Annotated in this window: 27 protein-coding genes and 1 pseudogene; 9 read left to right on the forward strand and 19 right to left on the reverse strand. The window is 58.0% G+C overall.

All coding sequences use genetic code 11. The features are described 5' to 3' along the window. The first annotated feature begins 102 nt into the window (after window positions 1-102). Together AD668_RS13605 and AD668_RS28790 are read left to right on the forward strand one after the other, a co-directional pair. Window positions 103-1,716, forward strand: coding sequence for an inorganic phosphate transporter (locus AD668_RS13605; protein ID WP_053159515.1), 1,614 nt, complete (start codon window positions 103-105; stop codon window positions 1,714-1,716). An 89-nt stretch (window positions 1,717-1,805) separates the two neighbouring features. Continuing rightward, window positions 1,806-2,004: pseudogene (locus AD668_RS28790) on the forward strand (short-chain dehydrogenase); the annotation flags it as partial. 59 nt (window positions 2,005-2,063) lie between these two features. On the opposite strand, the gene AD668_RS13610 reads toward AD668_RS28790, so the two are convergent. After that, window positions 2,064-2,501 (reverse strand): multidrug/biocide efflux PACE transporter, encoded by a 438-nt coding sequence (locus AD668_RS13610; protein ID WP_053159517.1) that lies wholly within the window; start codon window positions 2,499-2,501, stop codon window positions 2,064-2,066. Between the two features lie 101 nt (window positions 2,502-2,602). Here AD668_RS13610 and AD668_RS13615 point away from each other — a divergent pair, with 101 nt between their 5' ends. Both AD668_RS13615 and tsaA read left to right on the forward strand, forming a co-directional pair. After that, window positions 2,603-3,457, forward strand: coding sequence for a LysR family transcriptional regulator (locus AD668_RS13615; protein ID WP_053159520.1), 855 nt, complete (start codon window positions 2,603-2,605; stop codon window positions 3,455-3,457). 57 nt (window positions 3,458-3,514) lie between these two features. After that, window positions 3,515-4,213 carry a tRNA (N6-threonylcarbamoyladenosine(37)-N6)-methyltransferase TrmO gene (gene tsaA, locus AD668_RS13620; protein WP_053159873.1) on the forward strand — a complete coding sequence of 233 codons (699 nt, stop codon included), beginning with the start codon at window positions 3,515-3,517 and terminating at the stop codon, window positions 4,211-4,213. A 174-nt stretch (window positions 4,214-4,387) separates the two neighbouring features. On the opposite strand, the gene fpr is transcribed toward tsaA, so the two are convergent. Further along, window positions 4,388-5,167 (reverse strand): ferredoxin-NADP reductase, encoded by a 780-nt coding sequence (gene fpr / locus AD668_RS13625; protein ID WP_008054100.1) that lies wholly within the window; start codon window positions 5,165-5,167, stop codon window positions 4,388-4,390. Between the two features lie 139 nt (window positions 5,168-5,306). Between fpr and AD668_RS13630 the strand changes: the two genes are divergently transcribed. After that, the gene (locus tag AD668_RS13630) at window positions 5,307-6,233 is read left to right on the forward strand and encodes a LysR family transcriptional regulator (RefSeq protein WP_053159521.1); all 927 of its coding nucleotides are present in this window, start codon (window positions 5,307-5,309) and stop codon (window positions 6,231-6,233) included. Here the strand turns inward: AD668_RS13630 and AD668_RS13635 are convergent. From AD668_RS13635 to AD668_RS13645, 3 genes are all read right to left on the reverse strand, one after another. After that, a complete protein-coding gene (locus AD668_RS13635) occupies window positions 6,230-6,592 on the reverse strand; it encodes a diacylglycerol kinase (RefSeq protein WP_053159523.1) in 363 nt (120 codons plus the stop codon). The two genes, AD668_RS13630 and AD668_RS13635, sit on opposite strands and share 4 nt — an antisense overlap. A gap of 74 nt (window positions 6,593-6,666) precedes the next feature. Next, a complete protein-coding gene (gene erdR, locus AD668_RS13640) occupies window positions 6,667-7,317 on the reverse strand; it encodes a response regulator transcription factor ErdR (protein WP_053159525.1) in 651 nt (216 codons plus the stop codon). A gap of 218 nt (window positions 7,318-7,535) precedes the next feature. Then, a complete protein-coding gene (locus AD668_RS13645) occupies window positions 7,536-8,279 on the reverse strand; it encodes a tRNA-uridine aminocarboxypropyltransferase (protein ID WP_053159527.1) in 744 nt (247 codons plus the stop codon). A 189-nt stretch (window positions 8,280-8,468) separates the two neighbouring features. Between AD668_RS13645 and AD668_RS13650 the strand changes: the two genes are divergently transcribed. Continuing rightward, a complete protein-coding gene (locus AD668_RS13650) occupies window positions 8,469-8,891 on the forward strand; it encodes a PA3611 family quorum-sensing-regulated virulence factor (protein ID WP_053159529.1) in 423 nt (140 codons plus the stop codon). Here the strand turns inward: AD668_RS13650 and AD668_RS13655 are convergent, their stop codons facing one another. Continuing rightward, on the reverse strand, window positions 8,892-9,086 hold the full coding sequence (locus AD668_RS13655) for a hypothetical protein (protein ID WP_053159531.1): 195 nt from the start codon (window positions 9,084-9,086) through the stop codon (window positions 8,892-8,894). A 481-nt stretch (window positions 9,087-9,567) separates the two neighbouring features. Here AD668_RS13655 and AD668_RS13660 point away from each other — a divergent pair, with 481 nt between their 5' ends. After that, window positions 9,568-10,686: an LOG family protein gene (locus AD668_RS13660; protein ID WP_053159533.1), complete on the forward strand. Its 1,119-nt coding sequence runs from the start codon at window positions 9,568-9,570 to the stop codon at window positions 10,684-10,686. 44 nt (window positions 10,687-10,730) lie between these two features. Here the strand turns inward: AD668_RS13660 and recX are convergent, their stop codons facing one another. The 5 genes from recX to AD668_RS13685 form a co-directional block, all read right to left on the reverse strand. Continuing rightward, window positions 10,731-11,198 (reverse strand): recombination regulator RecX, encoded by a 468-nt coding sequence (gene recX / locus AD668_RS13665; RefSeq protein ID WP_053159535.1) that lies wholly within the window; start codon window positions 11,196-11,198, stop codon window positions 10,731-10,733. Between the two features lie 8 nt (window positions 11,199-11,206). After that, the gene (gene recA, locus AD668_RS13670) at window positions 11,207-12,265 is read right to left on the reverse strand and encodes a recombinase RecA (protein WP_053159537.1); all 1,059 of its coding nucleotides are present in this window, start codon (window positions 12,263-12,265) and stop codon (window positions 11,207-11,209) included. A gap of 83 nt (window positions 12,266-12,348) precedes the next feature. Then, window positions 12,349-12,849, reverse strand: coding sequence for a CinA family protein (locus tag AD668_RS13675; RefSeq protein WP_053159539.1), 501 nt, complete (start codon window positions 12,847-12,849; stop codon window positions 12,349-12,351). A 118-nt stretch (window positions 12,850-12,967) separates the two neighbouring features. After that, window positions 12,968-13,309, reverse strand: a complete 342-nt coding sequence (locus AD668_RS13680; RefSeq protein ID WP_053159541.1) for a phage holin family protein — start codon at window positions 13,307-13,309, stop codon at window positions 12,968-12,970. Window positions 13,310-13,496: 187 nt separating this feature from the next. Continuing rightward, window positions 13,497-14,231 carry an XRE family transcriptional regulator gene (locus tag AD668_RS13685; protein ID WP_053159542.1) on the reverse strand — a complete coding sequence of 245 codons (735 nt, stop codon included), beginning with the start codon at window positions 14,229-14,231 and terminating at the stop codon, window positions 13,497-13,499. Between the two features lie 200 nt (window positions 14,232-14,431). Between AD668_RS13685 and mutS the strand changes: the two genes are divergently transcribed. Next, window positions 14,432-17,011 (forward strand): DNA mismatch repair protein MutS, encoded by a 2,580-nt coding sequence (gene mutS / locus AD668_RS13690; protein WP_053159544.1) that lies wholly within the window; start codon window positions 14,432-14,434, stop codon window positions 17,009-17,011. Window positions 17,012-17,153: 142 nt separating this feature from the next. After that, window positions 17,154-17,477 carry a ferredoxin FdxA gene (fdxA, locus tag AD668_RS13695; protein ID WP_053159546.1) on the forward strand — a complete coding sequence of 108 codons (324 nt, stop codon included), beginning with the start codon at window positions 17,154-17,156 and terminating at the stop codon, window positions 17,475-17,477. A gap of 470 nt (window positions 17,478-17,947) precedes the next feature. Here the strand turns inward: fdxA and rpoS are convergent, their stop codons facing one another. From rpoS to AD668_RS13735, 8 genes are all read right to left on the reverse strand, one after another. Beyond that, window positions 17,948-18,955 carry an RNA polymerase sigma factor RpoS gene (gene rpoS / locus AD668_RS13700; protein WP_053159548.1) on the reverse strand — a complete coding sequence of 336 codons (1,008 nt, stop codon included), beginning with the start codon at window positions 18,953-18,955 and terminating at the stop codon, window positions 17,948-17,950. A gap of 104 nt (window positions 18,956-19,059) precedes the next feature. Further along, a complete protein-coding gene (locus AD668_RS13705) occupies window positions 19,060-19,914 on the reverse strand; it encodes a peptidoglycan DD-metalloendopeptidase family protein (RefSeq protein ID WP_053159550.1) in 855 nt (284 codons plus the stop codon). 212 nt (window positions 19,915-20,126) lie between these two features. Further along, the gene (locus AD668_RS13710; RefSeq protein WP_172681825.1) at window positions 20,127-20,762 is read right to left on the reverse strand and encodes a protein-L-isoaspartate(D-aspartate) O-methyltransferase; all 636 of its coding nucleotides are present in this window, start codon (window positions 20,760-20,762) and stop codon (window positions 20,127-20,129) included. Window positions 20,763-20,800: 38 nt separating this feature from the next. After that, window positions 20,801-21,550, reverse strand: a complete 750-nt coding sequence (gene surE / locus AD668_RS13715) for a 5'/3'-nucleotidase SurE (protein ID WP_053159554.1) — start codon at window positions 21,548-21,550, stop codon at window positions 20,801-20,803. Continuing rightward, window positions 21,538-22,596 carry a tRNA pseudouridine(13) synthase TruD gene (gene truD / locus AD668_RS13720; RefSeq protein WP_053159556.1) on the reverse strand — a complete coding sequence of 353 codons (1,059 nt, stop codon included), beginning with the start codon at window positions 22,594-22,596 and terminating at the stop codon, window positions 21,538-21,540. The genes surE and truD overlap by 13 nt, the downstream gene beginning before the upstream one ends. Next, a complete protein-coding gene (ispF, locus tag AD668_RS13725) occupies window positions 22,593-23,066 on the reverse strand; it encodes a 2-C-methyl-D-erythritol 2,4-cyclodiphosphate synthase (RefSeq protein ID WP_053159558.1) in 474 nt (157 codons plus the stop codon). The genes truD and ispF overlap by 4 nt, the downstream gene beginning before the upstream one ends. Before the next feature lie 43 nt (window positions 23,067-23,109). Continuing rightward, on the reverse strand, window positions 23,110-23,955 hold the full coding sequence (gene fghA, locus AD668_RS13730; RefSeq protein WP_053159560.1) for an S-formylglutathione hydrolase: 846 nt from the start codon (window positions 23,953-23,955) through the stop codon (window positions 23,110-23,112). Between the two features lie 88 nt (window positions 23,956-24,043). After that, complete coding sequence (locus tag AD668_RS13735; RefSeq protein WP_053159562.1) at window positions 24,044-25,156, reverse strand: S-(hydroxymethyl)glutathione dehydrogenase/class III alcohol dehydrogenase; 1,113 nt, start codon at window positions 25,154-25,156, stop codon at window positions 24,044-24,046. Between the last annotated feature and the right edge of the window lie 15 nt (window positions 25,157-25,171).

The raw sequence follows: 25,171 nt of genomic DNA on the forward strand, positions 1-25,171 counted from the left end.
AACGGAATTGCAAACAACCCAAACACTGACCTAAAGCAGTCTCCCTGTAACATTTCGCAATGATCATGACCAACACTCCTTCCCTTCTCAGGAATGTCAGGCATGGCCACCCCCTCCTTCACCGCCTCTCCGGCGCCCGCCGGCAGCGCCAAGCTGCAACTCGATAAAAAACCCGGCTTGCTGACTATCGTGGTGTTTTTTGCCGTACTGGGCATCGGCTTGCTATTCACCGCTTACAGCCTGATGCACGACATGCGCGAACTGGGCACCGTGGTGACCACATGGACACCGTTTCTGCTGCTGGGTGTGGCGCTGCTGATTGCGCTGGGCTTCGAGTTCGTCAACGGCTTCCACGACACCGCCAACGCAGTGGCCACGGTGATTTACACCAACTCGCTGCCGCCGAACTTCGCCGTGGTCTGGTCCGGATTCTTCAACTTCCTCGGGGTGTTACTGTCCAGCGGTGCAGTGGCCTTCGGCATCATCGCCCTGCTGCCGGTGGAATTGATTCTGCAGGTTGGGTCATCGGCTGGTTTCGCCATGATCTTCGCCCTGCTCATCGCGGCCATCCTGTGGAACCTTGGCACCTGGTGGCTGGGGCTGCCGGCGTCCTCATCGCACACGTTGATCGGTTCGATCATCGGTGTCGGTGTTGCCAACGCGCTGATGCATGGACGCGACGGCACCAGCGGCGTGGATTGGGCACAGGCGACCAAGATTGGTTATGCACTGCTGCTTTCGCCTTTGGTCGGTTTCGGCTTTGCTGCCCTGTTGTTGTTGGCCCTGCGCGCTTTCGTCAAGAACCGTGCGCTGTACAAAGAACCCAAAGGCGATACCCCGCCACCGTGGTGGATTCGCGGCCTGCTGATCCTGACGTGCACCGGTGTGTCCTTCGCCCATGGTTCCAACGACGGCCAAAAAGGCATGGGCCTGATCATGTTGATTCTGGTCGGCACCCTGCCAATGGCTTACGCACTGAACCGCGCCATGCCCGCCGATCAAGCGTTGCAATTCGCTGCCGTCGCGCAAGTTACCCAACAAGCGCTGGTGAAAGCGGCACCGCAACCGGCACCCGCCGACCCGCGCTCAGTGCTGTCCGAATACGTACGAAGCAAAGACGCGACACCGCAACTGGTGCCTGCGCTCGCCGCATTGACCGGTAGCATTGGCGCCGAAGTAAAAGGTTACGGGTCGCTGTCGAAAGTCCCGGCTGAAGCCGTGAGCAACGTGCGTAACGACATGTACCTGGCCAGCGAAACCATTCGCCTGATGGACAAGAACAAAGTCGTCAACTTCGACGCCGACACCAGCGACAAGCTGCAACTGTTCAAACAACAGATCGACAACTCCACGCGATTCATTCCGTTGTGGGTGAAGATCGCGGTGGCCATTGCTCTGGGCCTGGGCACCATGGTCGGCTGGAAACGCATCGTGGTGACCGTCGGCGAGAAGATCGGCAAGACCCACCTGACCTACGCACAGGGCGCCTCGGCGGAAACCGTGGCCATGCTGACCATCGGCGCTGCCGACATGTTCGGCCTGCCGGTGTCGACCACTCATGTCTTGTCCTCAGGCGTGGCCGGGACCATGGTTGCCAATGGCGGTGGCTTGCAGATGAAGACTATCCGCAATCTGCTGATGGCCTGGGTGCTGACCTTGCCGGCGGCGATTGTGCTGTCGGGCAGTTTGTATTGGTTGTTCACCCAGTTGTTCTAAATGGCCCCCTGTAGGAGCTGGCTTGCCAGCGAAGACGGCCTGGCAGGATCCGTATCCAGTGGCTGAAAGACCGCATGGTCAGAGCGCCGGCGATGAAGGGTGCGATGGAATTGCTGACGCATTATCAGGCCAAGGAACGGGGGTGCCTGCAACATCACGGCGAACAACACCGCGCAGGGCCGCGCCGGTTTGCCGGATGACATTGGCGCTGCAATTGCGCTGCTTTTGACGCAGGGGAGTCAGTGGATCAATGGTCAGCGAGTGGAAGCGTCAGACGGGATGTTTTTGTCAGGCAAAAAAAGAGATCGCAGCCTGCGGCAGCTCCTACCGAGGTTGCGATCTTTGCTTTATTCCACACAAGCGCGCTGCATGACCATCCGTTCCCGCACCACGTCATACACCCAGTGATAGATGTAGGTGTACGGCAGGAAGAACAGCAACACGCCGATGTCCAGCAAAAACGCCTGCCACAGGCTGACACTCAGCCACCAGGCAATCAGCGGCACGCCCATCGCCACCAGACCGCCTTCAAACAGCAACGCATGCACGACGCGGGTCCAGGCCGTGTGCGCAATGGCAAAGCGCTTGAGCGCACGGTCGAACATCCCGTTGAATACTACGTTCCAGGCCAGAGCCAGGGCGGCAATGAGGACGGTCACCATACCCATTTCCAGCATCGGCTTGTCCATGATCCACGCCAGCAACGGGGTACAAATGACGATGGCCAGCAGTTCAAAGCCCATGGCCTGGAAAATTCGTTCGGTGATGGATTTGTTGGCGCTCATGGCCTGACTCCTTGAGGAACTTGATGACTGACTGTGGTTGCCATGATCCGTCATCACATCGATACTTCATAATCAATAACCATCGATCAAGGCGATAGTTCATGGCCTCTCACGAAGTGCTGCTGGCGTTTGTCGAAGCCGCTACCCAAGGTTCGTTTTCCGCTGCGGCGCGCAAGCTCGGCCGCAGTCAGTCGACCATCAGCGCGGCAGTTGCAAGCCTGGAGATCGATCTGAACCTGACCCTGTTCGACCGCAGCAGCCGCAAGCCGAGCCTGACGCCGGCCGGTCACGTCATGTTGCAACGGGCCGAAGAGATTCTCGCGGCCACCAGCCGTCTGGAAATGACCGCCAGCCAACTGTCCCAAGGGGTCGAAGCCAAGCTGACCGTGGCGCTTTCCGACACCTATCAGTCGGACCGTTTCGAGGGCGCACTCAGTGCGTTCGAGCAGCGCTACCCTGACCTCGAGCTCGAATGCCTGATCGCCGAATGCGATGACTTGGTGGCGCTGGTACAGAGCGGCCGCGCGAATGTGGCCTTCGCCGAAATGCAGGAAAGCTACCCGCCGGACCTTGTCAGTTCGACCGTGGATGAGCGCACCGAGATCGCCTTGTTCGTGTCGCCCCAGCACCCGCTGGCGGCGCAGAAAAACATTCATCAGGACCAGCTCTATCAGCACCGCGAGTTGCGCCTGGCGACCATCGTCAATCCGTATGAAAGTCGGGCGAAGGGCCGCGTCTGGTCGGCGCCGAGTTATCTGATGCTGCTGGAAATGGCCCAGGGCGGTTTCGGCTGGGCGCCATTGCCGCGCTGGCTGGTAGAGCGTTTCGGGCCGGGTACATTGCAGGAACTGGAGGTACGTGGCTGGCCGAAAACGGTGTCGGTGGATGCTCTGTGGTCGCGTCTGAACCCGCCTGGACCGGCGGGGAGTTGGCTGCTCGGCAGGATGCTGGAATAACGCGGCGACCCATCGCGGGTTATCATGCGCGACTCCGTCCTGCCTCGAATCCAGACCATGACTTACAGCGTTTCCCCCATCGGCTTCGTGCACTCCTGCTTCAAGGAGAAATTTGCGATTCCGCGCCAGCCGCAACTGGCACCGGCCGCTCGCGGCGTCCTGGAACTGGTAGCGCCCTTCGATCAGGGTGACGCGGTACAGGGACTGGAGCAGGTCAGCCATGTCTGGCTGTTGTTCCTGTTCCATCAGGCCCTGGAAGAAAAACCACGCCTGAAGGTGCGCCCGCCTCGCCTCGGCGGCAACAAGTCCATGGGCGTGTTTGCCACGCGCGCCACGCATCGCCCCAATGGCATCGGGCAGTCCGTGGTCAAACTGGACAAGGTCGAAGCCAATCGTCTGTGGGTCTCCGGCATCGATCTGTTGGACGGCACACCGGTGCTCGACATCAAACCCTACGTGCCGTACGCCGACATTATCGATTCGGCGTCCAACAGCATCGCCAGCGCGTCGCCACAGTTGATTGCCGTGCACTGGGCAGACTCGGCGCTGCAACAGGCTCACGAACACGCCCTGCGTCTTGGTGAACCGTTGGTTGAGCTGATTGAGCAGTGCCTGGCGCAAGATCCGCGCCCGGCGTACCAGACGCCTGCACCGCAGAGAGAATACGGTGCGCAGTTCTGGGACGTGGATGTGCGCTGGCATTACCCGACGCCAGAGATGATTCGGGTGCTAGAGGTCATCCCCGCAAACGCATAATCCGCAAAAACGAAAAAGCCCGCGCTGCCTTCTCAGGCTGCGCGGGCTTTCTTGTTGAGTCCTGTAGGAGCGAGCTCGCTCGCGATGGTCGTTAACGATGACGCGAACTAACTGAATGAATGCGGTGCACTCAAGCCCTTCGCTGGCAAGCCAGCTCCTACAGGTGACCTTCGGTCACTTCTCGACGAACGCACGCTCGATCAGGTAATCACCCGGCTCGCGCATCCGCGGCGAGACTTTCAGGCCGAAGCTGTTAAGCACTTCGCTGGTCTCATCGAGCATGCTTGGGCTGCCGCACAGCATGGCGCGGTCGTCCTGCGGGTTGATCGGCGGCAGACCGATGTCGCTGAACAGCTTGCCACTGCGCATCAGGTCGGTCAGGCGACCTTCGTTCTCGAACGGTTCGCGGGTCACGGTCGGGTAGTAGATCAACTTGTCACGCAGCGCATCACCGAAGAACTCGTTCTGCGGCAGGTGCTCGGTGATGAACTCGCGGTAAGCGACTTCGTTGACGTAACGCACGCCGTGGCACAGGATCACTTTTTCGAAACGCTCGTAGGTTTCCGGGTCCTGGATGACGCTCATGAACGGCGCCAGACCGGTACCGGTGCTGAGCAGGTACAAATGTTTGCCAGGTTTCAAGTCATCCAGCACCAGCGTGCCGGTAGGCTTCTTGCTGATGATGATCTCGTCGCCTTCCTTCAGGTGCTGCAACTGGGAAGTCAGCGGACCATCCGGCACCTTGATGCTGAAGAACTCGAGATGCTCTTCCCAGTTCGGGCTGGCAATCGAGTAAGCGCGCATAAGCGGGCGGCCATTGGGCTGTTGCAGGCCGATCATCACGAACTGACCGTTCTCGAAGCGCAGGCCCGGATCGCGGGTGCACTTGAAGCTGAACAGAGTGTCGTTCCAGTGATGAACACTGAGGACACGCTCGTGGTTCATGTTGCTCATGTACGTGGGACTCCTGGAAATTAGGTCTGCGCTAGCTCATTAGGACGAGCGCTGCGGCGCGCAATTGCATCGCATTCTAATAGCGACGACAATATCTGTTAACTGGATTATTAAGATAAGGGTTATCGGTTATATCGATATGCGATTTACTCTTCGTCAACTACAAGTCTTCGTCGCCGTTGCCCAGCAGGAAAGCGTATCCCGTGCTGCGGGCTTGCTCAACCTCTCGCAATCGGCGGCGAGCACCTCGATCACCGAACTGGAGCGCCAATGCAGCTGCCAGTTGTTCGACCGTGCCGGCAAACGACTGAGCCTCAATGCGCTGGGCAAGCAACTGCTGCCGCAAGCTGTCGCCCTGCTGGACCAGGCCAAGGAAATCGAGGACCTGCTCAATGGCAAATCGGGTTTCGGCTCGCTAGCGGTGGGCGCGACGCTGACCATCGGCAACTACCTGGCGACCCTGCTGATCGGCAGCTTCATGCAGCGCCATCCGGAAAGCCAGGTAAAGCTGCACGTACAGAACACTGCCAATATCGTGCAACAAGTGGCTCACTACGAAATTGACCTGGGTCTAATCGAAGGCGATTGCAGCCACCCGGACATCGAAGTACAGAGCTGGGTTGAAGACGAATTGGTGGTGTTTTGCGCCCCGCAGCATCCGTTGGCCAAGCGTGGCTCCGCGACCATGGACGAATTGAGCCACGAAGCGTGGATCCTGCGTGAGCAAGGTTCAGGCACACGGCTGACCTTCGACCAGGCCATGCGCCACCATCGCAGCTCGTTGAATGTCCGCCTGGAGCTGGAACACACCGAGGCAATCAAGCGCGCGGTGGAGTCAGGTCTGGGGATTGGCTGTATATCGCGGCTGGCGTTACGCGATGCATTCCGCCGCGGCAGTCTCGTCGCGGTGGAAACGCCGGATCTGGACCTGTCGCGGCAGTTTTACTTCATCTGGCACAAACAGAAATACCAGACCTCGGCGATGCGCGAGTTCCTCGATCTGTGCCGCGCCTTCACCGCCGGGGTCCAGCGCAGCGACGAGATCGTGCTACCCAACATCGCTTAAAGCAGAATGACGGCCCACACCAGGGCGATCATGGTTAACGCCACGAATTGCGCGGCGCTGCCCATGTCCTTGGCGTTCTTGGACAGCGGGTGCAGCTCAAGGGAAATGCGGTCGATGGCTGCTTCCACGGCCGAGTTGAGCAGTTCGACGATCAACGCCAGCAGGCATACCGCAATCAGCAATGCCTGCTCGACCCGGCTGACACTGAGGAAGAACGACAACGGAATCAGAATGACGTTGAGCAACACCAGCTGCCGAAAAGCGGCTTCACCGGTGAAGGCTGCGCGCAGGCCGTCCAGCGAGTAACCGGAGGCGTTGAGGATGCGTTTAAGGCCGGTCTGGCCTTTGAAAGGTGACATAGAGTAGGCAACTGACTTAGAGAAGTGGGAAAGCTAGATTAACCAAAGTCAAAAAAGCGTGAAGCGGCCAACCATCAATGGCTGGAAATTGACTCAAGTTGTTGCAAGAGCAACGCGGCCTGAGTCCGGGTCCGTACATTCAGCTTACGGAAAATCGCGGTCACGTGCGCCTTGATCGTCGCCTCGGAAACACTCAATTCGTAAGCAATCTGTTTATTCAACAAGCCTTCGCAGACCATGGTTAGCACTCGGAATTGCTGTGGTGTCAGGCTGGCGAGTCCCTCACTGGCAGCCTTGGCTTCATCGGAAACACTGACCGATTCGAACGCCTGTGGAGGCCAGAAAACATCACCGTCAAGCACCGCACGCACGGCTTTCTGGATCACACCCAGATCGCTGGACTTGGGGATAAAACCGCTGGCCCCGAATTCACGGGATTTGACCATGATGGTCGCTTCTTCCTGGGCCGAGACCATGACCACCGGAATTTGCGGGTACTGCCCACGCAACAGAACCAGCCCGGAAAAACCGTAGGCGCCCGGCATGTTCAGATCCAGCAGCACCAGATCCCAATCGGCTTTTTCGGTGAGGCGGGTTTCCAGTTCGGCAATGCTCGCCACTTCTACCAGTCGGACATCCGGACCAAGGCCCAACGTCAACGCCTGGTGCAAGGCACTTCGAAAAAGTGGGTGGTCATCGGCAATCAGGATTTCGTATGTGGCCATTTATCAAATGATCCTGTTTTTCATGGGACGTCCGATGCATTCGGACCTCGCCAAAGCAACGCCAGGCACAGCCACACAGCTGCACTGACAAGGCACGCTCAACGCTAATAGCGGCGCTGAAAACTCTGGTCGCACCCTAATCGGCGCCAAGCATGCCCAGCGAAGCCGGGGTGGTCAAGCAGCATGGCCAGTACACTTTATTGCAGTATGCGCGACAATCAGCCCGGTGATGGCGTTGTCGGCTGAACATAGGGCATCAACTCGGCGTGTGCGGGAGTCGAGACGTTCATTTCCAGTTGATGCTTGGCATCGAGATAATGCTGGCTGAACACGTCGAAGTAAGCGTCCAGTGCCGACGCTGCGTCCGTATCGCCCGCAAGATCAAGGCACAACGCCGCGACTTCCGCCGTGCACAGGTGCTCGCTGCGCGTTGATCGACGCAACCGGTAGCGGGACAGTTTTTCGGGCAGCAAGCTAAGAATCGGCAAGTTATCGAAGTAAGGACTTTTTCGGAAAATCTTCCGGGCTTCGGTCCAGGTCGCATCCAGCAGGATGAAGAGCGGTCGTTTATCGCTGTCGACATCAACGCTATTGGTCACGCGCTCCGGCGCAACATACTCGCCGGGGAACACCAGATAAGGCTGCCATTGCGGGTCGGACAACAGCACGAGCAATTGCGGATCGATTTCAGTGCGCGACCAGATGAATGCGTGATTGTCCGCGACCACATCGGCGATCAGCCACCCGGTATTACTCGGCTTGAAGACTTCCTTGTTGGTCATGATCAGGCAAACACCGGAGCGAGTCTGGACCTTGGGACGCCAGGCGCACAGGCAGTGGCTCTGGATCACCCGACAGTCATGGCAACGCGGTGCCCGCCAGCCACGGGCCTGAATCGGCTTGATACCCTCTTCTTCGCGCTGGTCACGCAGGCGGGCTACGGCGTTGGGGGCATGACTCATCGCTGGCAGTACCGGAGGGAAAGGAAAATCGACACGAAAAACACTCGGCAGGGCAAATAGATCGGGCAGTTTACCAGACCGGTTAGCGCAAGCCTGTACCGTCCGGGCCTGCTCTCCTATAATTCGCCGCCACTGAACGCACAGTCACGTGATGGGTCAAACCTGCCATCACCGCCCCAGGAGAGTTTCATGCTGCGCCTTATCGTTCCCACCGCTGCCATTCTGCTGGCGTCGTCCTTCAACGCTCAAGCTGCGTCCTTGAGTGAGCAGAATCTGAACAGAGAGCTGCGAAATGTCGCCGCACAAAGCAGCGTCGGCACTCCACGGGCGATCAATGAAGACATTCTCGATCAGGGCTACACAGTCGAAGGCAATGTATTGATCAACCACTTGAGCGTACAAAGCAGTCACGCCAACAAAATGCGCGCCGATCCCAAAGCCGTGTACTTCCAGTTGGGCGCGTCTGTCTGCAACAACCCGTCCTACCGCAAGTTGATGGCCAAGGGCGCGGTCATGCGTTACGACTTCACCGAAGTCAAAACCAATCGTGCGGTCGGCTCTGCGAGCTACCAGGAATCGGATTGCCCGAAAGCGCCGTCGAAGAAAAAGTAATCACCGGGAATTGGCGCGTCGCTGTTCATCCTCGGCGCGCAATTCTGCCACCAGTGCCTGCAAGTAATGCGACCGATGCTCACTGCCCCGCAAACGTTGGCAGCACTCCTCCTCAAGACTCAAATGGTGGGTCTCGGCTGATGACTTCAGCAATCGATACAGCTGCGTATCGATCTCCAGAATGACTCTGGTCATGGCTTCCCGCCTCCCTGCACCTCACTCGTATCGAGCGATAAATCCTTGAAAAGCTTGTCTCGTGCGTCCTGCCGTTGACGCAACGTTGTCGAGGGATACCTGTCACTTAGTAAATCAGAATGATGGGCAGTCGACGCGCGATCAGACGAGCGGCGAAACCACGTTGCAAATCATCATTAAGCGGTTGCCAGGAAAGGCTTTATGGCGCAATGATCAAGACAACAAAAGCCACTGAAAGGGTCTAGATTTCAGGGTGTCCACGACCAATTTTTCAGGGTGGGAAAGGGCCCGCCCCAGACGCATGTTGTGCGAACGTTTCTTTCATCCAATGGAATTACAGAGCCTGTATGGATGACTCGACTGCCTGTTCGGGTCAATTGGATCGCCCAGGCATGGGCCTGGGCAGACAGCGACACATGAAGTGTCGTGGCATCGACGCTGTTTGTCGGGGCCCAGGGTTCTGTGCAGAAGGAGAAGTTGAATGCCTTACCAACCGAATGACCTCCTGAGCCGGCATTTCGAAGAAAGCGGCCACGACCTCATAAGCAAGGTCGAAGAGCAACTCAACCTTGTTTCACCCAACAGCCCGAACATCCCGATCTACCGCGATATGGTCCTGACCGTGCTACGCATGGCCCAGGAAGACCACAACCGCTGGAACGCCAAGATCACCCTGCAAGCTCTGCGCGAACTGGAACACGCCTTCCGTGTGCTCGAACAGTTCAGGGGACGACGCAAGGTAACCGTTTTCGGTTCGGCCCGTACCCCGGTCGAACATCCGTTGTTCGCAATGGCCCGAGAGCTTGGTGCCGCCCTGGCGCGCTCCGATCTGATGGTCATCACCGGCGCCGGTGGCGGCATCATGGCCGCTGCCCATGAAGGGGCGGGCCTGACCCACAGTCTGGGATTCAACATCACCCTGCCCTTCGAGCAACACGCCAATCCGACCGTCAACGGCACGACCAACCTTTTACCTTTTCACTTCTTCTTCACCCGCAAGCTGTTCTTCGTCAAGGAAGCCGATGCTCTGGTGTTGTGTCCCGGAGGTTTCGGCACACTGGATGAAGCGCTGGAAGTGCTGACCCTGATCCAGACCGGCAAAAGCCCGCTGGTGCCGGTGGTGCTGCTGGACGCACCCGGCGGCAAATTCTGGCAAGGGGCGCTGGACTTTATTCACCAGCAACTGGAGGAAAACCATTACATCCTGCCCACCGACATGAAGCTGGTGAGACTGGTCTACAACGTCGAAGAAGCCGTTGATCACATCAATCAGTTCTACAGCAACTTCCACTCCAGCCGCTGGCTCAAGCATCAATTCGTGATTCGCATGAACCATACACTCAACGACCGAGCACTCGAATACATGCAGGAAGCGTTTGCCGATCTGTGCCTGAGTGACCATTTCCACCAGCATGCCTACAGCGGCGAAGAACACGACGAAGCGCAGTTCAGTCACCTGGCGCGCCTGGCCTTCAATTTCAATGCCCGTAACCATGGTCGACTGCGTGAACTGGTGGATTACATCAACCTGCAGGAAAACTGGGCGCAATCCAAACCCCAGATGCAGCAACGTACCCGGGAGACATCGAAAGTTTCGTGAGGGCATAAAAAAACGGCTCGCTATCAAATAGCGAGCCGTTTCACTCAGTCGTCCAACCCTCTGCCGCTGAGCAGGCGACTGATCATTTCCATGGAGTATCCCCGATACGCCAGGAATCTTCCCTGCTTGGCACGCTCCCGAGCATCTACCGGCATTTCGCCAGAGAACTTGCGTCGCCAGGTATCCGTCAGTTGCGCCTGCCAGTCGATACCGCTCTCGCGCAAGGCGAGGTCGATGTCGCTACGTTGCAAGCCGCGCTGGCTCAACTCTTCACGAATGCGCAAAGGGCCGTAGCCGGAACGGGCACGGTAGGAGACGAAGCTTTCGAGGTAACGGGTTTCAGACAACAGGCCCTCTTCCATCAAGCGGTCGAGTGCTGCTTCGATCATTTCAGGGAGGGCGCCGCGCTGACGCAACTTACGCGTCAGCTCAACTCGACCATGCTCGCGTCGAGCGAGCAGGTCCATTGCGGTTCGCCGCACCGCGACGAGTGTATCCAGTACGGCGGTCATCGCTTCGATCAGATATCAGCGTCAGCCAGATCGTCTTCGGTCTCTTTGACCGCAGATGCTTTGGCGTCTGCTACCGACGAAGGCGACAGCAGCTTGTCACGCAGTTGCTTCTCGAGGGTGGCAGCGATATCCGGGTTATCCGCCAGGTACTTGGCCGAGTTGGCCTTGCCCTGACCAATTTTGGTGCCGTTGTAGGCATACCAGGCTCCGGATTTCTCGACGAAACCGTGCAGAACACCCAGGTCGATCATCTCACCGTTGAGGTAGATGCCCTTGCCGTAAAGAATTTGGAACTCGGCCTGACGGAACGGCGAAGCCACTTTGTTCTTCACGACTTTGACGCGGGTTTCGCTACCAACGACTTCATCACCTTCTTTCACCGCGCCAGTACGACGGATGTCCAGACGAACCGAAGCGTAGAACTTCAGCGCGTTACCACCGGTGGTGGTTTCCGGGCTGCCGAACATCACGCCGATTTTCATACGGATCTGGTTGATGAAGATCACCAGGCAGTTGGCGTTCTTGATGTTACCGGTGATTTTACGCAGCGCCTGGGACATCAGACGGGCTTGCAGGCCCACGTGCATGTCACCCATTTCGCCTTCGATTTCAGCCTTTGGTACCAGAGCGGCCACGGAGTCGACGATGATCACGTCTACCGCGTTGGAACGCACCAGCATGTCGGTGATTTCCAGGGCCTGCTCGCCGGTGTCCGGCTGGGATACCAGCAGGTCGTCGACGTTGACGCCCAGCTTGCCGGCGTACTCAGGGTCGAGGGCGTGTTCGGCATCGACGAATGCGCAGGTCGCGCCGGCTTTTTGAGCCTGGGCGATCACGGACAAGGTCAGCGTGGTTTTACCGGAAGATTCAGGACCGTAGATTTCAACAATACGGCCTTTTGGCAGACCGCCGATGCCGAGAGCGATGTCCAGCCCCAGAGAGCCAGTGGAAATGGCCGGGATCGCCTGACGGTCCTGATCGCCCATACGCATTACGGCACCCTTGCCGAATTGACGTTCGATCTGACCCAGGGCCGCAGCCAAGGCTTTCTTCTTGTTGTCGTCCATTAAAGTCCTCACGTAATCAATAAGGCCTGACGGCCAACACCTGTATAAGTAGCCAGTATTATTCCACAGCGATTCCGGATCGCCTACCCCTGATTTGAGATTTCTGCCGCGGCATAGCGCAGCAGCCCCTCTAGCGCGGCCTTCACCGTTTGTCGGCGGACCTCGTCACGACTGCCCGGGAAGTGCTGGAGCTCACTGAACACCTCATCACCCACGCCCCAGGCCAGCCATACCGTGCCGACCGGCTTGTTCGCCGTTCCGCCATCCGGCCCGGCGATGCCACTGACCGCCACGGAGAAATACGCGCTGTTTTTTTTCTGCGCGCCCCGCACCATGGCCTCGACCACATCGCGGCTGACCGCCCCTACCGTGGTGAACAATTCCACCGGGACATCCAGTTGCAGGGTTTTCTGTCGGTTGGAGTAGGTGACATATCCGGCCTCGAACCACGCCGAACTGCCCGGGATACGCGTGATTGCCTCGGCAATTCCCCCGCCGGTGCAAGACTCGGCGGTAGTGACGTGGGCATTGAGAACCTGTAGGCGTCGGCCAAGCTCAGCGGCCAGTTGGGTTGTCTCTTTCACAGTCATCTCCTGATCGGGCGCAATGAGGTTAACCGTACACGAGCAAACCGCACTTGCAAGCGACAGGATCAATCAAAATGTGAGGAATCAGAGGCTCTGGGAAAGGCCCCCAGGGCAATCAATCCTTTGCGTCGCGGGATGAAAGATCATTAGCCCCTATGCGGTTGGCCGCCCAACGTTCGTAAAGACCGAGCACCACGTCCGTTCCCGCCATCGCGGTCAGGCAGCCGCCCGCACAAGCGGCCCAGATGGAGACGTTCGCGGCGTGCAGCAGCATGATTGCAGATGCACCGCAAATCATGCTGGAGCCCGAGCGCAAGGTCAGACGACGGGCAAGGGGCCAGCCACGAACGCCTTCTTTATCGGCACGCCACATTTCACCGGCGACTCCGCCGAGCAGCGGCAAGGTGATAACCAGCCAAAGAGGCATGTCCAACAACGCATACTGCTCTGCGGTCATTTCACGCCTCCCTGGATAACCGGTAGAAAACAGAATCTGTCACAGCAACTTTTCATCAGACAGGCAGCAAGACTATGCATCAATGCATAATCAGTCAATGCATTGATGCATATATGTTTCAGGCAGATTTTTTTCAGATAAAAAAACCGCCAAAAAGGCGGTTTTATTGAATCAGCTGCACGGGGGATCAACGGGCGTACATACCCCACCAGAAGACATGCCCAAGGATGACGATTGGCTCCTCCTGGACTTCTTGAAATGTGTAATCCTCGTCCGGATGCTCATCCCGATTGAAGCTGCGCAGTCGAATCCCCGACGGCAGGCGGTAAAGCTGTTTCACTCGCAACTGGCCGTTGTGGTTGATCGCATACAAGTCGCCATCAACGATATCACCAATGCCGCACTTGCCGGCATTAACGCCGACCGTGGCGCCATCGCGCAGCACGGGCAACATGCTGTTACCGCGCACGGTCACGCATTTGGCCTGGTCGAACTGCACACCGTTATGGCGCAGACTGCGCTTGCCGAAACGCAGGCTAGAGCGTTCGCTCTCCTCGATAACGAATCGTCCCGATCCTGCGGCGAGTTCAACTTCACGAAGAAAGGGCACCGACACCTCGTCGTCATCGACCGGGGTGTCATCGTCCCACAGACTTATATCCTTGAGCTCCGAATGCGACGCTGCGCGACCAGCGATGTGTGCCGGGGCGACATCGGCACGGCCACGCAACTGGTCAGTGTTCAAGGAGAAGTACTCGGCGATCTTCGAAACGTGTTTATCCGAAGGATCGACAATCTTCCCTCCAAGAATCCGCGAGAGCGTGGATTGAGGCACGCCGGTGCGACGGTGAAGCTCCGTGGGGGAGATCCCGTGTTGATCGAGCAAAGCTCTCAGGACAGTAGAAACATTACGTTTTTGCATAAACGAATAGTGCGTGTTCCATTCAGAGAAGACAAATGCTCAATTGCATAAATAGTGCATAAAATCATTGAAAACAAACCGCAGAGCGTTCACGCCTGCGTCCGGCAGACCGCCCATGTTAATCTTGCGCCCATTGCGCAAAAGCCGGTCCGACACCCCTCCTTTGCCCTACACCTTTGAACGAGTTTTCCTGATCTCCAATGAATAAAGCCCTCTGCGACCTGTCCTCCCACACCCCGATGATGCAGCAGTACTGGCGGTTGAAAAACCAGCACCCGGATCAGCTGATGTTCTACCGCATGGGTGACTTCTACGAAATCTTCTACGAAGACGCAAAGAAGGCTGCCAAGTTGCTGGACATCACTCTGACCGCCCGCGGTCAGTCGGCAGGTCAGGCGATTCCGATGTGCGGGATTCCTTATCATGCTGCCGAAGGCTACCTGGCGAAACTGGTAAAGCTCGGCGAGTCGGTGGTGATCTGTGAGCAAGTCGGCGATCCGGCCACCAGTAAAGGACCGGTGGATCGTCAGGTCGTGCGGATCATCACACCGGGGACGGTGAGCGACGAAGCGCTGCTGGATGAACGCAGGGACAACCTGATTGCCGCGGTACTGGGTGATGAGCGTCTGTTCGGCCTGGCGGTACTGGACATTACCAGTGGCAACTTCAGCGTGCTGGAAATCAAAGGCTGGGAGAATCTTCTGGCGGAGCTGGAGCGGGTCAATCCGGTCGAATTATTGATCCCGGACGATTGGCCGAAGGATCTGCCGGCAGAAAAACGCCGCGGGGTTCGGCGCCGTGCGCCATGGGATTTCGAACGTGACTCGGCACTGAAAAGTCTTTGCCAGCAATTCTCCACCCAGGACCTCAAAGGTTTCGGTTGCGAAAACCTGACCCTGGCCATCGGTGCCGCCGGTTGTCTTCTGGCTTATGCAAAAGAAACCCAACGCACCGCCCTGCCGCATTTGCGCAGCCTGCGCCATGAGCGCCTGGACGACACTGTTGTGCTGGACGGCGCCAGCCGGCGCAACCTGGAACTCGATACCAACCTGGCCGGCGGTCGCGATAACACGCTGCAATCGGTGGTCGACCGTTGCCAGACCGCCATGGGCAGCCGCTTGCTCACCCGCTGGCTGAACCGTCCCCTGCGCGATCTCACCGTATTGCTGGCGCGCCAGACGTCGATCACTTGCCTGCTCGACCGCTACCAATTTGAACGACTGCAGCCGCAGCTCAAGGAGATCGGCGACATCGAGCGGATTCTCGCTCGAATCGGCCTGCGTAATGCCCGCCCCCGCGACCTCGCGCGTCTGCGCGACGCTCTCGCAGCCCTGCCAGAACTGCAAGTGGCAATGACCGGGCTCGAAGCACCGCATCTCCAGCTATTGGCGACCACCACCAGCACCTATCCGGAACTGGCGGCGCTACTGGAAAAAGCCATCGTCGACAATCCGCCGGCAGTCATCCGTGACGGCGGCGTGCTGAAGACCGGTTACGACAGCGAACTCGATGAACTGCAATCACTCAGCGAAAACGCCGGGCAATTCCTGATCGATCTGGAAGCACGGGAAAAAGCCCGCACAGGCCTGTCCCATCTGAAAGTTGGCTACAACCGCATTCACGGTTACTTCATCGAACTGCCAAGCAAGCAGGCAGAATCTGCACCGGCCGACTATATCCGCCGTCAAACTCTCAAAGGTGCCGAGCGTTTTATTACACCGGAACTCAAGGCTTTCGAAGACAAGGCGCTGTCGGCCAAGAGCCGTGCGCTGGCCCGTGAGAAGATGTTGTACGAAGCATTGCTCGAAGACTTGATCAGCCAGTTGCCACCCCTGCAGGACACTGCTGGAGCGCTGGCTGAACTGGACGTGCTCAGCAACCTCGCTGAACGAGCGCTGAACCTCGACCTGAACTGCCCGCGCTTCGTCAGCGAGCCGTGCATGCGCATCAGCCAAGGTCGTCATCCGGTGGTCGAGCAGGTGTTGACCACTCCATTCGTGGCCAACGACCTGAACCTGGACGACAACACCCGCATGCTGGTCATCACCGGTCCGAACATGGGTGGTAAATCCACATACATGCGCCAGACCGCGCTGATCGTGTTGCTGGCGCATATCGGCAGCTTCGTGCCCGCAGCCAGTTGTGAATTGTCGTTGGTCGACCGGATCTTCACCCGGATCGGCTCCAGCGATGATTTGGCCGGTGGCCGTTCGACCTTTATGGTCGAAATGAGTGAAACCGCGAACATTCTGCACAACGCCACCGAGCGCAGCCTGGTGCTGATGGACGAAGTCGGTCGCGGCACCAGCACCTTCGATGGCCTTTCCCTGGCCTGGGCGGCGGCCGAACGCCTGGCGCATTTACGCGCTTACACACTGTTCGCCACCCACTACTTCGAGCTGACCGTGCTGCCGGAAGCCCAGCCGCTGGTGGCCAACGTGCACCTCAATGCCACCGAGCACAATGAACGCATTGTGTTCCTGCACCATGTGCTGCCAGGGCCAGCCAGCCAGAGCTATGGCCTGGCCGTTGCGCAACTGGCAGGGGTTCCAAGCGAAGTCATCGTCCGCGCCCGGGAGCACTTGAGCCGGCTGGAGGATACCGCCCTGCCCCATGAAGCGCCCAAGCCAGCGAAAGGCAAACCGGCCGCGCCGCAGCAGAGCGATCTGTTCGCCAGCCTGCCGCATCCGGTGCTGGATGAACTGGCCAAGCTCGATCTGGACGACATGACGCCGCGTCGTGCACTCGAAATGCTCTATACACTAAAGACACGGATCTAACGCACACGCTTGCAAGCTGTTAGAATCTCGCGCGGTTTGGGATGCTGCGGGCTATTAGCCTGACCTGCAGACTATCGCTCCCAAACCTGGCGACCCCTACGTGAAGGGGCGCAGCAAGCCGCGCCTGAGGAGAAAATTAGAAATGACCTTCGTCGTCACCGACAACTGCATCAAGTGCAAGTACACCGACTGCGTAGAAGTCTGTCCGGTGGACTGCTTTTACGAAGGCCCGAATTTCCTGGTGATTCACCCGGATGAGTGCATCGACTGCGCACTGTGCGAACCTGAATGCCCAGCCGTGGCCATCTTCTCCGAAGATGAAGTGCCTGCTGGCATGGAAAACTTTATTCAGCTGAACATGGAATTGGCCGAAGTCTGGCCGAACGTCACTGAACGCAAAGATCCGCTGCCAGACGCCGCTGAATGGGATGGCAAACCAGGCAAGATCGAACACCTCGAACGCTGATTACCCCCGCGTTCCAAAAAAAGGCCCCACAAGGGCCTTTTTGCTTTTCTGCAGACAAAAAAAGGGGCGGTTTGACCCGCCCACATTTTTTCCCTATTCCCTATGTTCCCTTTCATCGTCCTGATGAATCGCGTCCTGCGATTTCCCTCTCCCTCATCCTTGAAGAATGTGCCTGTCCGTCGGCACACGCTGAATACTAGAGAGATCCTCGACAGGATCAATCGCCCGCTATCAGTGGCGGCGCCCGTCACACACTGTCACCAATAATAATTTTCCTTATAAATCAAAAACATACAAATAAACCCCACTCAAAATAGACAACTGACCAGGGTAAAAAATACGAACACTTACGAAAGAGTAAGCAAGCGCTTACAACGCAAATCCAAAAAAAGAGATGGCCCTCGCCAACACGCAGACAATAAAAAACCCCGCGCCAGTCGGGGTTTTTTAACGCCATCTCAACGAATGCCTTATTGAAACAGCGACTCGCTCGACAGGCCGTTTTTCTCCAGGATCTCGCGAAGTCGCTTCAATCCTTCCACCTGAATCTGTCTGACCCGCTCCCGGGTCAAGCCAATCTCCAAGCCTACGTCTTCCAGGGTACTGCTTTCATGACCGCGCAGGCCGAAGCGGCGGATGACCACCTCGCGTTGCTTGTCGGTCAGCTCCGAGAGCCATTGATCGATGCTTTGCGACAGATCATCGTCCTGAAGAAGCTCGCAGGGGTCGGTAGGTCGGTCGTCGGTGAGGGTGTCCAGCAGAGTCTTATCCGAATCCGGACCCAGCGAGACATCGACTGAAGATACCCGTTCGTTCAGGCCGAGCATGCGCTTGACCTCTCCTACCGGTTTTTCCAGCAGGTTGGCGATTTCTTCGGGTGAGGGTTCATGGTCGAGTTTTTGCGTCAGCTCTCGTGCGGCCCGTAGGTACACGTTCAACTCTTTGACCACATGAATCGGTAACCGGATGGTACGGGTCTGATTCATGATTGCGCGTTCGATGGTCTGACGAATCCACCAGGTCGCGTAGGTCGAAAAGCGGAAGCCACGTTCAGGGTCGAACTTCTCCACCGCCCGAATCAGGCCGAGGTTGCCCTCTTCGATCAGATCGAGCAGCGACAAGCCACGATTGACATACCGCCGGGCGATTTTCACCACCAGCCGCAGGTTGCTTTCAATCATGCGTTTGCGCCCGGCCGGATCGCCACTTTGCGACAGGCGCGCAAAATGAACTTCTTCTTCGGGGGACAGCAGTGGTGAAAAGCCGATTTCATTGAGGTACAGCTGCGTGGCATCAAGTGCTCGCGTGTAATCAATGTATTTGTGCTGTTTCAATGTTGCGGAGTGTTTGGATTTGGCACGAACGGAAGGTGGAGCCGCCCCTTCATCATTCGACATCGAATCCGTATCGATGCCGGTCTCCATCAGGAGAACCTCATCGTCGATGTCAAACTCCGGCACTTCTTTACTGAGAGCCATTGTTATAGTCCTTTGGTGAGTTCGACCTCAAGCTCAAGCGGCGCCTTTATCCTTGGCAACGCTGGAGCCTGTCCCCTCTACGCGACGGAACAGGCTGGTAGCGATCAACGGCGTGGCAGGAATTGCAGCGGATCTACAGGTTTACCTTGGCGGCGAATCTCAAAATGCAGTTTCACCCGGTCTGTACCCGTTGACCCCATTTCGGCAATTGTCTGTCCGACCTTGACCTGCTGCCCCTCCCGAACCAACAGCCTGCGGTTATGTCCGTAGGCACTGACGTAGGTTTCACTGTGTTTGATGATGACTAATTCGCCGTAGCCCCTTAAGCCACTCCCGGCGTATACCACCGTCCCATCAGACGCAGCTAAAACAGGCTGTCCCAAATCTCCGGCGATATCAATTCCTTTATTCAAACTCCCGTTTGAAGAGAATTTCCCAATGAGAATGCCATTAGATGGCCATCCCCAGCCGGTCGGGGCTGGCCCTGCAGGAGGCATAGGTGCAGGGGTTGGCTTGTTCGCGACAGACGGTACAACCGTGGTTGTGGTGGTGGTCGAACCGTTTACCGGGCGACGGACAACCGTGGTTTTACTCGAAGACGAAGGCGACGAGCTGGATGAACTGACGACGGTTGTCGGTGTTGATCCCGTGCGCCCATCGAAGCGAATCGTCTGACCCGGGTGAATGGTGTAAGGCGCCGCAATGTTGTTACGGGCCGCCAGGGCCTTGTAGTCCCAACCGTAGCGAAAAGCGATGGAGAACAGGGTGTCTTTCGGTCGAACGACGTACTGCCCCGTTGTCACGGCCGGGCGCTGCGCGGCGGCATTGCGGTCGACAACACGTGCGTCGCTGGATTTGTTGCTGGAGCAACCGACCAGCAAGGTGCTCAGGACAAGGCCAGTCACCAGGCGCTGAAAGCTCGTTTTACCCATACGCTGCGCAATGACTGTGAGACTCACCCGCCGCTCCCTTTTGTGGTGGCTGAAAATGTGAAATACCGGATTCCGGCACGAAGTGTCGCAAGTATAACGGGCCGTGCAGGCTTTACCCTTAATGAAGCGAAATGGCGTGGCGCACACGTTTGCTGCCTGACAAAACTACCCGTTTAACCAATCGGTGCCGCTGTAAGACAGAGGCAATCGAAGAGAATTCAGCGTACTGAAATAAATGCTCAGGCCAGTGGTCCATTGAGCAATGGAACGAAGCGCACGTTCCCTAGGACACGCCTGGAAAAACCGTGTTCCTCACGGATGATCAACATCAATTGCTGGACTTCACCGGCGCCGACCGGAATCACCAGCCGCCCTCCCGGTGCCAACTGATCGAGCAATGCCTGCGGCACATCAGTCGCCACGGCGGTCACTATGATGCCGTTGTACGGTGCCAGTGCGGGCCAGCCTTCCCAGCCATCGCCCCAGCGGAACACCACATTGCGCAGGTTCAGCTCGACCAGGCGTTCCTTGGCCCGATCCTGTAAGACCTTGATGCGCTCGACCGAAAAGACACGCTCGACCAGTTGCGACAGTATCGCCGTCTGATAGCCCGACCCGGTGCCGATCTCCATCACTTTATCCAACGGCCCGGCCTCGAGCAGCAACTCGCTCATGCGAGCCACCATATAAGGCTGGGAGATGGTCTGATTGTTGCCGATCGGCAACGCGGTGTCTTCGTAGGCACGGTGCGCCAGCGCCTCGTCGACGAACAGGTGACGCGGAGTACGGCGAATGACTTCCAGCACCTTGGCGTTGGAAATGCCCTCTTCGTACAGGCGCTGAATGAGGCGTTCGCGGGTGCGCTGGGAAGTCATCCCGATGCCACGACGCAGCATATCGTCTTCACGGCCCATTAGCGCAGACCCTCCAGCCAGCCATCGAGACTCCTGAAGGCATCGTTGAACGTGCGATCCAGTTGCAGCGGAGTGATCGAAACATACCCTTGCATCACCGCATGAAAATCGGTGCCAGGGCCGCCGTCCTCGGCATCCCCCGCCGCCGCAATCCAGTAACCGGACTTGCCTCGCGGATCCACCACTTTCACCGGCGCGGCAGCGCGGGCGCGATGGCCAAGACGGGTCAGTTGAATACCGCGGATATGGTCGAGCGGCAAATTGGGAATGTTCACGTTCAGCACCGTGCGCGGTGGCAAGTCGAGATCGGCATGAGCCTCGACGAGCTTGCGTGCGAAATAGGCTGCTGTAGGAAGATTGTCTACTTGTCGTGAGACCAACGAAAAAGCAAACGAAGGACACTTCAGGAAACGTCCTTCAAGGGCGGCCGCCACTGTGCCGGAATACAAAACATCGTCCCCCAGGTTCGCGCCCAGGTTGATGCCGGAAACCACCATGTCCACTTCATGCTCCAGCAAGCCGTTAAGGCCCAGGTGCACGCAATCGGTGGGTGTGCCATTGATGCTGATAAAGCCATTGGCCAGGGTTTGCGGGTGCAATGGACGGTCGAGCGTCAGCGAACTGCTGGCGCCGCTCTTGTCCTGGTCCGGGGCGATAACCACGCACTCGGTGTAATCCGCCAGCGCAGCATAAAGCGCGGCAAGACCGGGTGCGGTCACCCCATCATCGTTTGAAATCAGAATACGCATGGGCTGTCCGTCTGCCCCACCGGCACCAGATCAACAAGCTCGCGCACCAATACGGTGGCGAAGCATCCGGCCGGCAGGACGAATTCCAGTTGCAGAATGTCAGGCTCGGGATAATGCCACGTCAACCCACCAATGGGCAGCCGCAGGATGCGACGTTCGTGGCTCATACCGGCGTTAATCAACCAATCGCGCAAATCCGCTTCGCGCGCGGCGATTGCCTGCTCCAGTTCATGGACAGCGCCCGTGGCCGGCGAGTCACCTTCACCCCACTGCGGCCCGGTCGGGTGCAGATCGAGAATCGCCAGTCGCGAGTCGCTGCACTCGGCTTCACCGGCCGGAAAAAAACTGCGACTGTCGGTGAATGCGAGCAAGTCGCCGACCTGGGCACGTTGCCAGGTGCCATCGGCAACCCGAGCGGCCAGCACCTGATTGAACAGAAAACTGCGGGCGGTGGACAGCAGGCGCGAACGCACGTTGCGTTGCTCCGGCAAAGCCTTGCGCGACGCCCAGCCGCGAGCGTCGACCACGTTGCCGCCGTCATGCCCGAAGCGCTGGGCACCGAAATAATTGGGAATACCCTGTTTGACGATCTGTTGCAGGCGTTCATCGATAGCGACCTTGTCGCCGGCGAACTGGGTCAGGCGCAACGTGAACCCGTTGGCCGAGTGAGCACCACGCTGCAGTTTGCGTTTGTGCCGGCTGGTCTTGAGGATTTTCAGCGTGTCGTTTTCTGCGGCCGACAGATCTGGATCGGCCTTGCCCGGCAACTGCACACTGAACCACTGACGCGTCAGCGCCTGACGGTCCTTGAGCCCGGCGTAGCTGACGGTACGCAAAGGCACGCCCGCTGCCTTGGCTATTCGCCGTGCAGCTTCTTCAGTGTTCAAGCCACGCTTTTCCACCCAGATCCACAGGTGCTCGCCGTCGCCACTGAGGGGAATATCAAGGACTTCATCGACCTGAAAATCTTCCGCGATGGCTTTCAGTACCGCGGTGCCGAGCGGCTCACCGTAGGCTCGCGGCCCAAGCAATTGCAGTTCGTTCATGCGCGCAACAACAAGGCAACGGAATGCACGGCAATGCCTTCTTCGCGACCGACAAAGCCGAGCTTTTCGGTGGTGGTAGCTTTTACGTTCACTTGATCCAACTCAACTTGAAGATCCGCGGCAATCAGCGCGCGCATCGATTCGATATGCGGGGCCATTTTCGGCGCCTGCGCGACGACGGTGTTGTCGACGTTACCGACCTTCCAGCCCTTGGCGTGGATCAGGGCAACGACATGACGTAACAGCACACGGCTGTCGGCGCCTTTGAATTGTGGATCGGTATCCGGGAAATGCTTGCCGATGTCACCCAGTGCGGCGGCGCCGAGCAGAGCATCGCTCAAGGCGTGCAGAAGGACATCACCGTCGGAATGAGCAAGCAGCCCGAAGCTGTGTGCAATTCGCACGCCGCCCAAAGTGATGAAATCGCCTTCAGCGAAACGGTGCACATCATAGCCGTGGCCAATACGCATAAAAAAACGCCCCGATTTTTGTCAGGGCGTGATTCTACCTGCATTAGGCACCTAGAGCATGCGCGTGATGCCGCAAGTGGTCGTCAATGAAACTGGCGATGAAGAAATAGCTGTGGTCATAGCCCGGCTGCAGGCGCAGCGTCAGCGGATGGCCGGCCAGTTTGCTCGCTTGTTGCAAGGCTTCAGGCTTGAGCTGGGTGGCAAGGAAGTCGTCGCGATCTCCCTGATCGACCAACAGAGGCAACTTCTCGTCTGCCTCGGTGATCAGCGCACAGGCATCCCACTCGCGCCACTTCGAACGGTCCTCCCCCAGGTATCGGGAAAAAGCCTTTTGCCCCCACGGGCAATCCATCGGATTGTTGATCGGCGAAAACGCCGACACCGAGCGATAACGCCCTGGATTGCGCAAGGCACAAACCAGCGCGCCATGACCACCCATGGAATGACCGCTGATGCCGCGTTTGTCGGACGCCGGGAAATGAGCCTCGACCAATGCCGGCAATTCCTGCACGACGTAGTCATGCATCCGATAGTGCCTCGACCACGGCTCCTGTGTGGCATTCAGATAGAACCCTGCACCCAGGCCAAAGTCCCAGGCACCGTCCGGGTCGCCCGGCACATCGGGACCGCGAGGGCTGGTGTCCGGCGCGACGATGATCAGACCCAACTCGGCGGCCATGCGCATGGCGCCGGCTTTTTGCATGAAATTTTCGTCGGTGCAGGTCAGGCCGGACAACCAATACAGTACCGGCAACTTGCCGCCCTGTTCCGCTTGCGGCGGCAGGTAGACAGCAAACACCATGTCGCAGCCGAGCACTTCCGAGCGATGGCGATAGCGTTTGTGCCAACCGCCGAAGCTTTTCTGGCAGGAGATGTTTTCCAAACTCATTGCAAACTCCTCACTGAAAACCAAAACCTCAAGCGCCAGGCCAACTCAATCAACTTGCCGCTTGAAGCCTGTGGCCTGCAGCTGCTTCTCAGAAATGGATGACCGAGCGGATGCTTTTCCCTTCATGCATCAGATCGAATGCCTTGTTGATATCTTCCAGGCCCATGGTGTGGGTGATGAAGGTATCCAGCGGGATTTCGCCGGTCTCGGCCATTTCCACATAGCTTGGCAACTCGGTACGGCCGCGTACGCCACCGAACGCCGAACCGCGCCAGACGCGACCGGTGACCAGCTGGAACGGACGGGTCGAGATTTCCTGGCCGGCACCGGCAACGCCGATGATCACCGACTCGCCCCAGCCCTTGTGGCAGCACTCAAGTGCGGCACGCATCAGTTGAACGTTACCAATGCACTCGAAGGAAAAGTCGACGCCACCATCGGTCATGTCGACGATGATTTCCTGAATAGGACGGTCGAAGTCTTTCGGGTTTACACAATCGGTTGCACCCAATTGCTTGGCGATCTCGAATTTGGCCGGGTTGATGTCGATCGCGATGATGCGTGCGGCCTTGGCTTTCACCGCGCCGATGACCGCGGACAGACCGATGCCGCCGAGGCCGAAAATGGCCACGGTGTCACCCGGTTTCACCTTGGCAGTGTTGAGCACCGCACCGATACCGGTGGTAACACCGCAACCCAGCAGGCAGACTTTTTCCAGCGGCGCTTCTTTGGCAATTTTGGCGACGGAAATTTCCGGCAACACGGTGTACTCGGAGAACGTCGACGTCCCCATGTAGTGGAAAATCGGCTGCCCCTTGTAGGAAAAACGCGAGGTACCGTCAGGCATCAGGCCTTTACCCTGAGTCGCACGAATCGCCTGACACAGGTTGGTCTTGCCCGACAGGCAAAATTTGCACTGGCGGCATTCAGGGGTGTACAGCGGGATTACATGGTCACCGACTGCAACTGACGTTACACCTTCGCCAATTGCCTCGACAATCGCCCCGCCTTCGTGACCGAGGATCGACGGGAAGATGCCTTCCGGATCTGCCCCGGACAATGTGTAGGCATCGGTATGGCAGACACCGGAAGCCACCACGCGCAGCAATACTTCACCTGCCTTGGGCATGGCGACATCGACTTCAACGATCTCCAGAGGTTTCTTGGCCTCGAAGGCAACGGCGGCGCGCGACTTGATCATGGTGATTCTCCAGTG

The sequence above is a fragment of the Pseudomonas sp. P1.8 genome (assembly GCF_001269805.1).
Taxonomy (GTDB): domain Bacteria; phylum Pseudomonadota; class Gammaproteobacteria; order Pseudomonadales; family Pseudomonadaceae; genus Aquipseudomonas.